Genomic DNA, 13,404 nt, shown 5'->3' with positions numbered 1-13,404 from the left:
TTTCCCAACTAAAATCTTATGTCGAGAAACAGAATACTCCTGATTGACAATTTTCGGACATCGAATCCTCAAATTGTCGGGCTATCCTTCCCGACGCTCACCCTGTCGGATAGAGCGCGGGGCTGTCGCCCCTAGCTCAACTCTTTATTTCTCTTACCGGATTTTCCGCCTGTGGGTGGGTTCACAATTAATGCTCCTTGGGCAGTCCGTTCGAGTTTAAGCTGGCGGTTAGCGGCGGCCAGTAGGGCAAACTGTTCGGGGGTGACGTAGAGGGTGAGTTCCTCCGGAAGTTCTAGGGGGAGTGTAGAGGGTTGCATAGCTTCTACTTAGGCGAATCAATGACTCTTTATTAAACAACCTTGGCACAACTTCCTGAAAACAGGCTTATTAATCCTTCCTTTATGATCTGCTAAACCCTGTCTAGGAGGGGGCGTGAATGTATCTACGTGAAAACCCTGTAAATAGACCTACTAAAAAGTAAAATTAGCCAAAATAAAGAGTTTTTCCAGTAAAATCACTTTTTTTTTGTCTTGACATTTAAAAAAATAGCGATTACCTTCAGGAAAATCACGCATCTTTATTTATTGTGTGGAGGAGTTTGTACACCCGTGAAACTGATGTATTGGCTAATGAGGGGCAATCCAATCTACCAAGCGGTATTACTGGGTTTTTTCACCTTTTTGATCAGTAATGCTGAATCCCTGGAAGCCCAAGCTAACCCGGCAAAAATCGGACAGGTGAGACAAAATTTAATGGCGAATGCTGCCATGAGACAGATGACTGATGTGTCTCAACTGCAAAGAGGCGAACCTGTCACCTCTCTGTCTCCTGTCCCAGAAGACGCGATGGGACAATTGAATAATGTTTTTCAATTACAAGATGTCCAACCGAGTGATTGGGCGTATCAAGCCCTGAGTGACCTCATTGAACGGTATGGTTGTTTAGTGGGGTATCCTGACGGCACGTTTCGGGGAAGACGGGCGTTGAGTCGGTATGAGTTTGCGGCAGGACTGAATAGTTGTTTGCAGCAAATGGAACGGTTGTTGGCGGAAGCAACGGCAGATTTGGCCACCCGAGAAGATTTAGAAATCTTGGAACGCTTACAACAGGAATTTGCCGAAGAATTGGCCCTGTTGAGTACCCGCACTGACCAGTTAGAAGCTCGGACGGCTCAGTTAGAGGATAGTCAATTTTCGACCACCACCAAACTGTTTGGACAGGTGGTTGTGGGACTCCAAGGACGGGGCGAGAATTCCGTTGATTTCTTCCCGGTGGATGGGACTCCTGACTTTGATGACCCCTTTACTGAGATTAATGTGGTGAGTAACGTGCAACTGAGTTTATTCACTCAGTTTTCCCCCCGGAGTGTCCTGTTAACGGGACTGCAAGCGGGAACGGGGAATACGTCGCCTTTGCGGATTACCAATGATAGTCGCTTAGGGTATGAAGGGGATACCGGGGGACAATTCCAAATCAGTGATGTCACCTATCGTCACTTGATCGGGGATAATTTAGGCTTGATTGCAGGGGTGAGAGGAGTGAGTCCGGTGAATGTCTTTCGGGGGGCCAACCGTGTCGAAAGTGCCGGGTCTGGGCCTCTGTCTTCCTTTGCTCAACGGAATCCTATTATTGGGATTGGGGGGGGATCAGGAGGATTTGGCTTTGATTGGCAAATTAGCGATCGCGTTAATCTCCAAGGCGTTTATACCTCCAGTCTCCCAGCTAATGCCTCCTTTGGGGGTCTATTTGGCGGCGATTTTGGGGATACAACCCTAGGAGTCCAGTTATCCTACACCCCCATTAATGAGCTAGATATCACCTTTAACTATCTCAACGCCTATTCTCCCTTTGGCACAATTCGTACCGGAGTCGGAGACGAACAACTCATTTTAGACGGGAATCCACTTAATACCGATGCCTTTGGTGCGACCGTGAGTTGGCGCATTTCCCCAAAAGTCACCCTAGGCGGTTGGTTCGGTTACACCAACTCCACCTCTCCAGTCTTCTCCGGTTCATCAGAAACCATCAATTGGATGAGTTTTCTCAACTTCCCCGATCTATTCGGAGAAGGCAACCTAGGCGGCATTTATGTGGGACAACCGCCCAAAATTACCAGCAGCGACTTCCCCACAGGCTTTAACCTACCCAGTTTAGTACGGAATACAGGCGGAGTCCCAGGGGGACAAAATGCCACCACCACCCACGTTGAAGCCTTCTACCTGTGGCAGGTGACGGACAACATTTCCCTAACTCCAGGGACAATCTTGGTGTTTAACCCAGGACACATATCAGGCAGCGACACCCTCACCATCGGTGCATTGAGAATGACTCTCACCTTCTAAATCTTTAACTTTATCCAAAAACAACCATGAACAAATTATCACTGGCACTAACCGGACTCTTAGGGGGGACATTAATTGCCCTTCCGGTTCACAGTCAAACCTTACGAGTCACCGGAGGATTTGCGAATTTTGAAGACACCCAAATTTTTGTCCCGGAAAATTTTGGGGCTGGCGATGCAGATGTTTGGGAAGGGGCTACACCTACTAGCTATATGATCCGGACTTCCCAAGGCCAAATCCCCCTCAATGCCCGCTTTGAAAGCCGCACCTTACCCCAACTCCGAGTCCGACCTGGGGGAGTTCCCAAGGTAGGCGATCGAGGTTCAGTCTTCGGCACATTAACCTTTCAAGGGTTTGGCGCAAACGGTCAACGGGCTTTTTTCAACGATTTACCCACAACCCTAAGATTTCAAATTGAGCAAATTTCCATTGATTCGGCTACTGATTTCATTCGCTATAATACGGGGCCATTTGAGTTAGGAACACAGGGAACTGGGTTTAGTAGTGAGGGTAGTGGTTCAGTACAAGACACCCGAACTGTGGTTTTAGTGCAGTATCAAAAATCTCCTGATAATCCGGTTGATACGAGACTAGCTCCCGCAGAAGCCTTTGTAAGGCGTGACGATGGGATCAGTTTTGAAGCGGATTTTGAGACCAGTTTAACGGGTGGCTCAATTCAAGTCCCGAATCCTCCTGGGTTTAGCACAATTTCTAACATCAATACTAACCTTGACGCATTGCCTTCCACTGAGTCTGATACAACCATTGAAGGGCCAATCGAAATAGAAGGCTCTGAACCTCCTGATCTTGGCACAACAAGTGGTCCAGATGGCTCAAGTGCAGGCAGTAACGCAGGTACAGGCAGTAATACAGGTACAGGCAGTAATACAGGTACAGGCAGTAATACAGGTACAGGCAGTAATACAGGTACAGGCAGTAACACAGGTACAGGCAGTGACGTAGCAGAACCTCCGAATAATCAAGGCTTACAAGATGCTGTAGATGATGTTGAACCTCCCAATAATAGCTCCAATGATGGAGGTCCCAACCGTAACCGTTGGCGACCTAATCCACCCCCTCGCGGTGGTATTGGTCTGCGACCCAGCCTTCCGGTGCTACCTGTCAGAATTCGGATTAGTGTGTTTGTCTTTACTAATGTGTGGGGGGGGAACTGGTTTGACCCACCCATGGCCGATAGTTTTGAATATGAAATGCTCCCCTCCGAGCAACCTGTGGGGTTATTGGGTCGCGTATTTCCGGGGATGACGGGAACGGAAACCGTAGATAACTCTCTCTTTACCGAAATTAGTGGTTTACCCTCGGATATTGATGCCGATGACCGTTTTACCGTGTCCGTCGAAGGCGTGGTTTTGGGGGAATTTAGCTCTGAGGAAACAGTAGATTTTGCCGACTATCAAGAAGAATTAGGCGATTTACTGGTGAATGGGGAAGGAGTGAAGAAATTTACCATTAGTGGCATTGAACCCAGTGTCAATGCGGATAATCCCTTAGCGTTTCCCGTTAAATTAGAGTTTAATACCCCGACGGCCAGTTTTGAAATGCGGGCCAGTGGGGGAGATTTAGCGGAAAATGCCACGGTTTCGGTTTGGCCAGATAAGATGATGACCGACCTACAAAACCGCCGAGACACCTTGGCGAGTCAACGGGAGACAATTATAACAGAGGTAACGGGAGACAGTCCGGTTTTCTCCGCAGAGGAACAGGAGTTACTGGAGGACTTGACTTCTGTACTCCCCTCTTGGGAGGGGGAAAATTAAGGCAAGGCCCTAGGGTGTGTTCAACGGCCAATAACTGTGCGTCGTCCCCTCAACAGAACCCCCGTTGAACCCACCACTCCCTCTTACCTATTAATCCTCTAGTCGCCAAAAATCTAGTCTCCCAAGGAGTTAACCTCGGTTAACCCCTTCGGTTTTCTCTCCCCCCGAACAGCGAAAAGGAAGTGATACCATTGATATAGTCATTTGTCAGGGGTCAGGATAGCGCGGTGTCCCGCTAGACAAATGATGAATGACAAATGACAAATGACGTGGGATAAGTAAGCTGTTATGTTTAAAAAGTTATTTGGAGACCCGAACACTCGGAAATTAAAGCAATTTCAACCGATTGTTGCAGAGGTTAATGCACTAGAAGAAGATATTCAACCGTTATCGGATGACCAGTTACGGGGGAAAACTAAGGAGTTTCAAGATCAGTTAGCGAAGGCGAAAAGCGATCGCGAGCGTTATGATATCTTAGACGAAATCCTCCCTGAAGCCTTTGCTGTCGTCCGAGAAGCCGCCTGGCGAGTCTTGGGAATGCGCCACTTTGATGTACAAGTGTTAGGGGGGGCGGTTCTCCATGAAGGACAGATAGCAGAAATGAAAACCGGGGAAGGGAAAACCCTTGTCGCTACACTCCCCGCTTATCTGAACGCGCTGTCTGGCCACGGGGTTCATATTGTCACCGTAAACGACTATCTGGCCCGTCGGGACGCGGAATGGATGGGACAAGTCCACCGTTTCCTAGGGTTAACCGTGGGCCTCATTCAGTCGGGAATGAGTCCCAATGAACGGAAAGAAAATTATGGTTGTGATATTACCTACGCGACCAACAGTGAGTTAGGGTTCGACTATCTCCGGGATAATATGGCCACCTCTATGGAGGATGTGGTACAACGACCCTTTAATTACTGCATCATTGACGAGGTGGACTCGGTACTCATTGACGAAGCAAGAACCCCTCTGATCATCTCTGGACAGGTGGAACGGCCCACAGAAAAGTATATTCGGGCGGCGCAAATTGCCAAAGAATTAGTCCCCCAAGATGAGGAAGGGGAAGGCCATTATGAGGTGGACGAAAAGGCCCGCAATGTCATTCTCACCGATGAAGGGTTTGCCGAAGCCGAACAGTTGTTAGGAGTGACGGACTTATATAACCCCGAAGACCCCTGGGCCCATTATGTGTTTAATGCCATTAAAGCCAAGGAATTATTTACCCGTGATGTAAATTATATGATTCGCAATGATGAGGTGGTTATTGTGGATGAGTTTACCGGACGGGTGTTAGCCGGACGACGGTGGAGTGATGGGTTACACCAAGCAATTGAGGCCAAAGAAGGGGTCGATATTCAAAATGAGACCCAAACCCTCGCCACCATTACCTATCAAAACTTTTTCCTCCTCTATCCTAAGTTAGCAGGGATGACGGGGACGGCCAAAACGGAGGAGTCGGAGTTTGAGAAGATTTATAATCTCTCTGTAACTATTATTCCCACCAACTTACCCTCCCGTCGTCGAGATGTGGCGGATGTGGTCTATAAAACTGAGGATGCGAAGTGGAAAGCAGTGGCCAAGGAATGTGCGGAGATGCACGAAAAAGGCCGTCCGGTTTTGGTGGGGACAACCAGTGTGGAAAAATCCGAGGTGTTGTCGCGGTTGTTGGAGGGGTTAAACATTCCCTATAACTTGCTCAATGCGCGACCGGAGAATGTGGAACGAGAGTCGGAAATTGTGGCGCAAGCTGGCCGACTGGGGGCTGTGACCATTGCTACTAATATGGCAGGTCGCGGGACGGATATTATTTTAGGGGGGAACTCTGACTATATGGCCCGTCTCAAGTTGCGGGAGTATTTGATGCCGAAAATTGTCAAGCCGGAGGATGATGAGTTGGGGGTGTCGGTCCCTGGGTCTAAACCCCGTCGTCAGAGTCAAGGCCAAGGGTTTGGCAATAATGGGAAGAAGAAACCTAAGACTTGGAAAGCGTCGCCACAAATTTTTCCCACGGACTTAAAACCGGAGACGATACAACAGTTAAAGGATACGGTGGCCTTTGCGGTGAAGCAGTACGGGGAACAGTCTGTTCCGGAGTTGGATGCGGAGGAGAAAATTGCGATCGCGGCGGAAAATGCTCCGGTTGATGACCCGGTACTTCAGAAAATTCGGGAGGTGTATAACCAAATTCGTAAGGAGTACGATGCCTGTACGGACCAGGAACACGACCAGGTGGTTCAAGCAGGAGGGTTGCACGTTATCGGAACGGAACGTCACGAGTCTCGACGCATTGACAACCAGTTACGAGGCCGGGCCGGACGACAAGGAGACCCCGGTTCGACAAAGTTTTTCCTCAGTTTAGAGGATAACTTATTGCGGATTTTCGGCGGCGATCGCGTGGCCGGCTTAATGAATGCCTTCCGCGTAGAAGAAGATATGCCCATCGAGTCGGGAATGCTGACTCGTTCCCTCGAAGGGGCCCAGCAAAAAGTAGAAACCTTCTACTACGACACCCGGAAACAGGTCTTTGAATATGACGAAGTAATGAACAACCAACGACGGGCCATTTATGCCGAACGTCGTCGGGTGTTAGAAGGGGAAGACTTGAAAGAACAAGTCATCACCTACGCAGAGAAAACCATGGATGATATTGTGGATGCCTATGTGAACCCAGAGTTACCCCCCGAAGAATGGAAAATCGAGGATTTAATTAATAAGGCCAAAGAGTTTGTCTATTTATTACAAGACCTCGAACCCCATCATTTAGATGATATGACCGTAGGAGAAATTAAGACTTTTCTCCACGAGGAAGTCCGCAAAGCCTACGATATCAAAGAAAACCAAATCGAGAAAATTCAACCTGGTTTAATGCGTCAAGCAGAACGGTTCTTTATCCTGCAACAAATTGACACCCTATGGCGGGAACATTTACAAGCCATGGATGCGTTGCGGGAGTCCGTTGGTTTACGGGGATATGGACAAAAAGACCCCTTAATTGAGTACAAACAAGAGGGGTATGAAATGTTCCTAGAAACGATGATTGATATTCGTCGGAATGTGGTTTACTCCCTATTCCAATTCCAACCCCAAGTCCCCCAAACGGTGTAATTTTTTCAAGTAGAGAGGTTGCCTTAACCTCTCTACTTGTAAGTATTCAGATATTATTTATCTATTTGTAGTAAGCTCCCTTGGGAGTTTCTTTCACCCCGGACAGTGTAACGACTAAATTTTTTAATTCCTCGTTGGTTTCTTAACCCGTTTTGAACGGGTTTAAGCTCTTAGCCTTGGGTTGAAACCCAAGGACTATTAGGGTTGGCTAAAGAAAAAGTAACCCAATACCAATTCCCCATCACCTATCACCCATTCCCAAAAACATGGACATCTACACCAGCACAATTCGTCCCCTGTTATTTTCTGGAATTAAACTTGATCCAGAAAAAGCTCATAATAGTGCTATGACCCTTTTAAAATGGCTGGAAAAAAGTCCAGAAACTCCCCCTCAGTCTTGGCTTTTGAACTTTGCAGAAAGCAATTTTTGTTTACAGGATAACCGTTTAAAACAAACCCTTTGGGGATTAGAATTTGCCAATCCATTGGGAATTGCTGCCGGGTTTGATAAAGATGGAGTAGCAGCAAGAATTTGGGACAGATTTGGCTTTGGGTATGCCGAATTAGGAACAGTTACCTATCATTCCCAACCGGGAAATTTACCCCCCCGTTTATTTCGTTTATTGCCCGATGAAGCCATATTAAATCGCATGGGCTTTAATAATCAAGGGAGTGTCGCCTTACAAAAGCATTTAGAATCTCGAAAACAGGGAATTTCTATTCCCATTGGGATTAACTTAGGAAAATCGAAAATTACCCCCTTAGATCAAGCCGCAACGGATTATTTAGGCAGTTTTCGACGGTTGAAAGCCTTGGGGGATTATTTCGTAGTTAATGTGAGTTCTCCCAATACTCCTGGGTTGCGGACTTTACAAAGTAGTGACCAATTAAAGTTAATTTTAGAGGCATTACAACAGGAAAATCAGGGCAAAAAACCAATTACAGTAAAGATTGCACCCGATTTAAGTGATGAGGCAATTTTAGCGGTATTGGAGTTAGCGAAAACCTATCAGGTAGCGGGAATTATTGCCACAAATACCACCATTCGCCGGGATCAGTTACAAACCCAAGTTATTGAGAAAACCGGGAAACCCGTGACGGAGGAAGCGGGAGGAATTAGTGGCCAACCCCTTAAAAAGCGGTCCACGGAGGTGATCCGTTTAATTTGGCGGGAGACAGGAGGCCAACTCCCCATTATTGGGGTTGGGGGGATTTTTACAGCAGCAGATGCTTGGGAGAAGATTACGGCAGGGGCCTGTTTATTGCAGGTTTATACGGGGTTGGTGTATGAGGGGCCGGGGATGGTAAAACGGATTTTAACAGGATTGTTGGAACGGTTGGAGGAGTCGGGGTTTGCGTCTTTACAGGAGGCCGTTGGACAATCTGCAATTAACAATTAACAATATATTGATTCATCCATCCATTTGAAACGGATGGCTTTCTGACGTATTTTTTGGGTTTATTGCGCCTTGGGTTGTGCTTTGGGTTTATTGCGAGGCAACCCACCCTACTCCTTCCCCCCATCTCCCTATCTCCCTATCTCCCCTATCTCCCCCATCTCCCCTATCTCCCCCATCTCCCCCATCTCCCGACTCCCGACTCCCCTATCAAGACTCTTTTCCTTTAGGATGAGAGGATTTTTTCTGGACATTGGAGGGGACGATATCGGCTTTAATGGCGGAAACGCGGAAGCCAGAGGCGGTGTAATCATCGGGGAGATAGTTGGGGGGGAGGGCGGCCATATTTCCATCCCGTACCGCAGAATATTGAGGACTTACCAGTTCAATTCCGACTTCGTTACAGCGATCTACAATATTTTGGTGTAATTCTCCATAGACTTTTTCCATTAAGGCGGGGGCGTTGGTATAGGCGTTTAATTCATACAAAATGGCGGTGTCGGTTAATTGTTTTTGTAGGACAAAACTTTTGGGGTCTGGCAAGATATAACGGGTTTTTTGGGCGGCATGGAGGAGGGTTTTATGCACCAGTCGCCAGGGGGTATGATAGGGGATGAGGATTTGGGTATGTAAGAGTAAGGGGATTTTTCGTTCTCGTAGGGAGGCGGTATAGTTGACGACTTCTTCTCGGAGGAAACGACGGTGGGGTAAGGCAATAACTTCGTTGTTGGAATTGCGCAGACGGGTGATTAAACCGTTACGATCAAAAACAATGCCTTCTATGTCGCCTATTTTGATGCGGTCTCCTACGGTAAAGGCGCGACTATACAGGATCATAATCCCGGCAATGAGGTTTTGAATGGCATCCCAAGAGCCGATAATGCCTAAGATTAAAATAACTCCTAATAAGGCGGCCACGGTGGGTGAGTTGAGTATGGGAATGAAGGGGAATGCGATGGCTACGGCGATTAAAATTAAGCCTCCGGTTAGGAGATAATAGGTGGGTCGTGCTAAGTCGGCGGGGAATTTTTCTAGGGTGATTCTCCCGTCTTCTAAACGTTGACGGATTCGCCGTAATAACCGCCATAAAACTGCGGTTATGCCGATGGTGAGGAGAACGACTAATAGACGGGGTAAGGTGCGTAATATCGCGCCTCCGGCGGGGAGTATTGCGTTGCCTAATGCCCCCCATAGTTGCTGACTCAAGTAGGCGGTCCAAGGGAAAAAGAGGAGGAGTAAGTTGAGATGCAGGAGGACTAAGAGGAGGAGGATAATTTGTTTAAAGAGTTTAATGCCTTTCCATGTCCAAAATAAGCAACGTTCTTGGTTGACTAAGGTTTCTCCCTGCCAGCGAATTGCCCATTTTTCTTCTTCGGCGAGTTGGTCGATTTTGCGGATAATTCGCTTTTTAAAACTGCTGTTTAAGAGCCAGATGATTAAGATGAAAATAATGGTTGCGATCGCCGCTTGAACCCCATAGCGAATTAAATATTCACTACTGCGAACTTGTCGATAGGTTTTAATGGCATTTTGAATGGATAATAAATACTCTGTGGCTAGGGTTTCTCTAGCTTTTCCTGTTCCTTGAATGTCGGCATCAGTGAGGGTAAAAATGAGTTGATTTCCGGCATAAAAATCCGTTTCGCTTTCCTCATTTTCCAAACGTAAACGGTCTAAGGTAATGGTCTCATCATTGGCAATTTTAGTAATTTGCTCACTCACCGACTCAGCGCGACTTTCACTGGGAAGTGTAAATAAGGTGCGGCTATCTAAAACCACGGGGGCATTATTCTCAATCGCTTGATCATTTTGGGCTAAACCTGTTGGGGGAGTAACCCCCAAAGTTAGCACCAGAAGGCATAGCACAATGAGACTTTTAAGTAAAGCGGACAATCTAGGAAATTTCATCGAACTTAGGAGATGAGAGCAAGACCGTTAGAACATAGATTAACCTAATTTTGTGACCATCCACTATCCACTCTCAACTATCCACTCTCAACTATCCACTCTCAACTATCCACTCTCAACTATCCACTCCTCCATCTCCTAGAATTTGGCCAGTTGTGGCCTGCGTCCTTTTAATCCTGTCATTAACGCTAATGCAAACTGTTTCATGGGTTGAATATTCTGTAACATCCAGAGTCCTAACCGTCGAGACATCATTAGGGGTAACCAGTCATTGGAGAACATTCGGTCTAAAAAGTCGGTAAAACCTAAAATGACCCAATTTTCTCCCTGTCTCCACTGCTCATAACGGTGTAAGACTTGTGCATTGCCGATATCTTCTCCTTGTTGTAGGGCGGTTTGTAAGACTTCGGCTAAAGCACTTGCGTCTCGGATACCGAGGTTTAACCCTTGGCCCCCGACGGGGTGACAACAGTGGGCCGCATCACCAATGAGGGCCAGTCTCGACTGGGTGTATTGTTCACTCTGCATTAACTGGACGGGGAATAAAAAGCGATCGCTGGCTAATTCTAACCCGGAAAAAATCCCCCCGGTTCGTTCCCGTAAACGCTCTAAAAACGCGGCTTCGGGCATTTTTTGTAAGGTTTTCGCTTCCTCGTGGGGTTCAGTCCAGACAATTTGACAGCGATTCCCGGGTAAGGGCAAAATGCCCATCGGCCCGCTATAACAAAACCGTTCGTAGGCGATATCATTTTGGGGGTTTTGGTGGCGGATGGTGAAGGCCACACAGGATTGCCAATATTTCCAACCCTGGGTTTTAATGCCAGCGTCTTGGCGAATGCGCGATCGCGCCCCATCTGCCCCCACCAATAACCGACTCCGCAGGGTTTTCTCTTTCCCCTCCTGCGTCACGGTGACAGTAACCGCATCCTGACCATACTCTACCCCCTCCACCTGAGCCGGACAACACCAGCGCACATTCGGAGCAGCATTCAATTTTTCCTGCAAGGCCGTCAAAACCACCTCATGTTCCGCCACATACCCTAATTGCCCTGTTCCCAAGTCTTGGGGGTGAAAGTTGACAATTTGGGGATAATCGGCATCTGAGAGGCGAATTTGTTGAAATTGAGTAATCTGCGGCAGAATCTCATCCCATACCCCCAAACCTGCAAAAATACCTCCTGAGAGCAGGGTTAAGGCGTAGGCTTGTCGTTTGGCGGCCACGACTTCTAGGGGACGCGCTTCAATGAGGGTAATACGCAACCCCGAATCTTGCAACGCACAAGCCAAGGTTGCTCCACTAATCCCTCCTCCAACAATTATTAAGTCACAGTCTAAAGCAGGAGTTTTTTCTCTATCACAAATTTGCTTACTTGTCATAATATTTTAATATTTTTTAAAGAAAAGATAGGTTTCTTTAACTTTATTGTGACGCAAAATTTTTAAGCAAGCAACTGGGTTGCCCACATTCCGCACTTTGCCGAGCTAGCAGAAAAAAGACCACAAAAGGAAGCAACATCCCTAGCTGTCATTCATCCATCCGTTGAAAACAGATAGCTTTTTGACCGATTGTTCTATAAGCATTCAGGGGGATAGGTGAACCAACCCCAAAATTTGCTGAAAATCCGAGAACACCTGAACCTGATTCTGTGCGGTTAAAATGGGGACATGAACAAAAAGGCAGGGCATTTTTAACTCCTTCTCCTGTAAATACCGTAAAACCTCAAAATAAACCCCCTCACAGACAAAATTGCCCGCATCATGGCTAATATGGGTCAACGATAAAGGGGCAATTAATTGCGCTAAATTCACCGAAGTATATAACCTCTGCTGACCCTTCCTCCCATTGGATTCTACCGTTAACTGAGAACGACTTTCCGCCATACCACAACAAATAATGCCGTCGGGATGATAGGTTTCAATAGCCGCCAAGACTGTCTCACTCGCTTCCCTCGTCTCCACAGGTAACTGTCGCAACAAAACCCACTCTATCCCCGGTAAATACCTCCCCACCACCATCGCTAACAAATCATCCGACGCATTAGAGACTTGATGGGGAAGCCACGTTTGAAACGAAGTCAACAACAGCCGTTTCATAGACCTTTCTATTCTTGGGTATATCCTTGCAATTCCTCCGGCTCGAACTGTTGTAAAATCGGTTTAGCTCGGTTTTTCAGCGTCGTTGAACCGCGCACAATCACTAAATATTTCCCCTCCTCCAAGGAATTGCGATAGGGTAACGCCTCACCACTTTCGTCAGAGACATTGATCCCACCCCCAATAAAATAACTTCCCATTGCACCCCCCAGCGCACCTAAAATCCCGCCAATCACCGTATTTCCCACTTCTCCAGTCCAAGTGATCAGGTTTAAATGGGAAATGAGATTAAAAGTGGCCCCCGCAAAAAAGCCAAAGGGAACCAGCCAGAAAGCCATTAGGGTTGCCCGTTTTCTGGCTTGGACTCCAGGATCAACTAACCCAAATTCATCTGCACTTTGATACCCCCGGCCTAAAATCGACACATTGGCCGACTCAAACCCCGCCTTTTCTAAAGCAGTATAGGCGGCTTCCGCTTCAAGGCGATCGCGCAACACCGCCACCAAATAACTCATACTCATAACAGCAATCAGTAACCAGTAACCAGTAACCAGTAAACAATAATCAGTAAACAATAATCAATCATCCTTCCTATTTTACTCCTTGCTCTAAAGAGACAAGGATTCTCAAAGGGTGTTCCGAGTCGGGCTTCCGTTAGCCAATCTTCCCTAACTCCCCATCTCCCCTTTGTGTCCTTTGTGTCTTTGTGGTTCAATTCTCCAACTATCAACTATCCACTATCCACTCCCCTTCTTTTCACAGCAAAGACTGGTCACTCGTCCCATT

At 47.2% G+C, this 13,404-nt stretch carries 8 protein-coding genes and 1 pseudogene; 4 read left to right on the top strand and 5 right to left on the bottom strand.

Going from position 1 to position 13,404, the window contains the following annotated elements:
- Window positions 1-134: 134 nt before the first annotated feature.
- Window positions 135-317 (bottom strand): annotated as a pseudogene (locus PN462_RS18360) (Uma2 family endonuclease); the annotation flags it as partial.
- Window positions 318-629: 312 nt separating this feature from the next.
- On the opposite strand from PN462_RS18360, the gene PN462_RS18355 reads away from it, so the two are divergent.
- The 4 genes from PN462_RS18355 (at window position 630) to PN462_RS18340 (ending at window position 8,619) form a co-directional block, all read left to right on the top strand.
- Window positions 630-2,342, top strand: a complete 1,713-nt coding sequence (locus tag PN462_RS18355; RefSeq protein WP_272130276.1) for an iron uptake porin — start codon at window positions 630-632, stop codon at window positions 2,340-2,342.
- Window positions 2,343-2,368: 26 nt separating this feature from the next.
- Window positions 2,369-4,120, top strand: a complete 1,752-nt coding sequence (locus PN462_RS18350) for a hypothetical protein (RefSeq protein ID WP_272130275.1) — start codon at window positions 2,369-2,371, stop codon at window positions 4,118-4,120.
- 288 nt (window positions 4,121-4,408) lie between these two features.
- Window positions 4,409-7,219, top strand: coding sequence for a preprotein translocase subunit SecA (secA, locus tag PN462_RS18345; RefSeq protein ID WP_272130274.1), 2,811 nt, complete (start codon window positions 4,409-4,411; stop codon window positions 7,217-7,219).
- 266 nt (window positions 7,220-7,485) lie between these two features.
- Complete coding sequence (locus tag PN462_RS18340; protein WP_272130273.1) at window positions 7,486-8,619, top strand: quinone-dependent dihydroorotate dehydrogenase; 1,134 nt, start codon at window positions 7,486-7,488, stop codon at window positions 8,617-8,619.
- 207 nt (window positions 8,620-8,826) lie between these two features.
- Here the strand turns inward: PN462_RS18340 and PN462_RS18335 are convergent, their stop codons facing one another.
- From PN462_RS18335 to PN462_RS18320, 4 genes are all read right to left on the bottom strand, one after another.
- Window positions 8,827-10,482, bottom strand: coding sequence for a mechanosensitive ion channel family protein (locus PN462_RS18335; protein WP_272130272.1), 1,656 nt, complete (start codon window positions 10,480-10,482; stop codon window positions 8,827-8,829).
- Window positions 10,483-10,662: 180 nt separating this feature from the next.
- Window positions 10,663-11,901 carry an FAD-dependent hydroxylase gene (locus tag PN462_RS18330; RefSeq protein WP_272130271.1) on the bottom strand — a complete coding sequence of 413 codons (1,239 nt, stop codon included), beginning with the start codon at window positions 11,899-11,901 and terminating at the stop codon, window positions 10,663-10,665.
- A gap of 204 nt (window positions 11,902-12,105) precedes the next feature.
- Window positions 12,106-12,618, bottom strand: a complete 513-nt coding sequence (locus PN462_RS18325) for a peptidase C15 (protein WP_272130270.1) — start codon at window positions 12,616-12,618, stop codon at window positions 12,106-12,108.
- 8 nt (window positions 12,619-12,626) lie between these two features.
- A complete protein-coding gene (locus PN462_RS18320) occupies window positions 12,627-13,133 on the bottom strand; it encodes a hypothetical protein (protein ID WP_443029218.1) in 507 nt (168 codons plus the stop codon).
- Between the last annotated feature and the right edge of the window lie 271 nt (window positions 13,134-13,404).

The sequence above is a fragment of the Spirulina sp. CS-785/01 genome (assembly GCF_028330525.1).
Classification (GTDB): domain Bacteria; phylum Cyanobacteriota; class Cyanobacteriia; order Cyanobacteriales; family Spirulinaceae; genus JAQMSD01.
Note: the sequence above shows the minus strand (reverse complement) of the source record. Positions and strands in the feature narration are given on the sequence as shown.

Coding starts and splice junctions, on each gene's coding strand:
- PN462_RS18355 (WP_272130276.1), top strand. CDS start 630: ATGAGGGGCAATCCAATCTACCAAGCGGTATTACTGGGTTTTTTCACC.
- PN462_RS18350 (WP_272130275.1), top strand. CDS start 2,369: ATGAACAAATTATCACTGGCACTAACCGGACTCTTAGGGGGGACATTA.
- secA (WP_272130274.1), top strand. CDS start 4,409: ATGTTTAAAAAGTTATTTGGAGACCCGAACACTCGGAAATTAAAGCAA.
- PN462_RS18340 (WP_272130273.1), top strand. CDS start 7,486: ATGGACATCTACACCAGCACAATTCGTCCCCTGTTATTTTCTGGAATT.
- PN462_RS18330 (WP_272130271.1), bottom strand. CDS start 11,901: ATGACAAGTAAGCAAATTTGTGATAGAGAAAAAACTCCTGCTTTAGAC.
- PN462_RS18325 (WP_272130270.1), bottom strand. CDS start 12,618: ATGAAACGGCTGTTGTTGACTTCGTTTCAAACGTGGCTTCCCCATCAA.
- PN462_RS18320 (WP_443029218.1), bottom strand. CDS start 13,133: ATGAGTTATTTGGTGGCGGTGTTGCGCGATCGCCTTGAAGCGGAAGCC.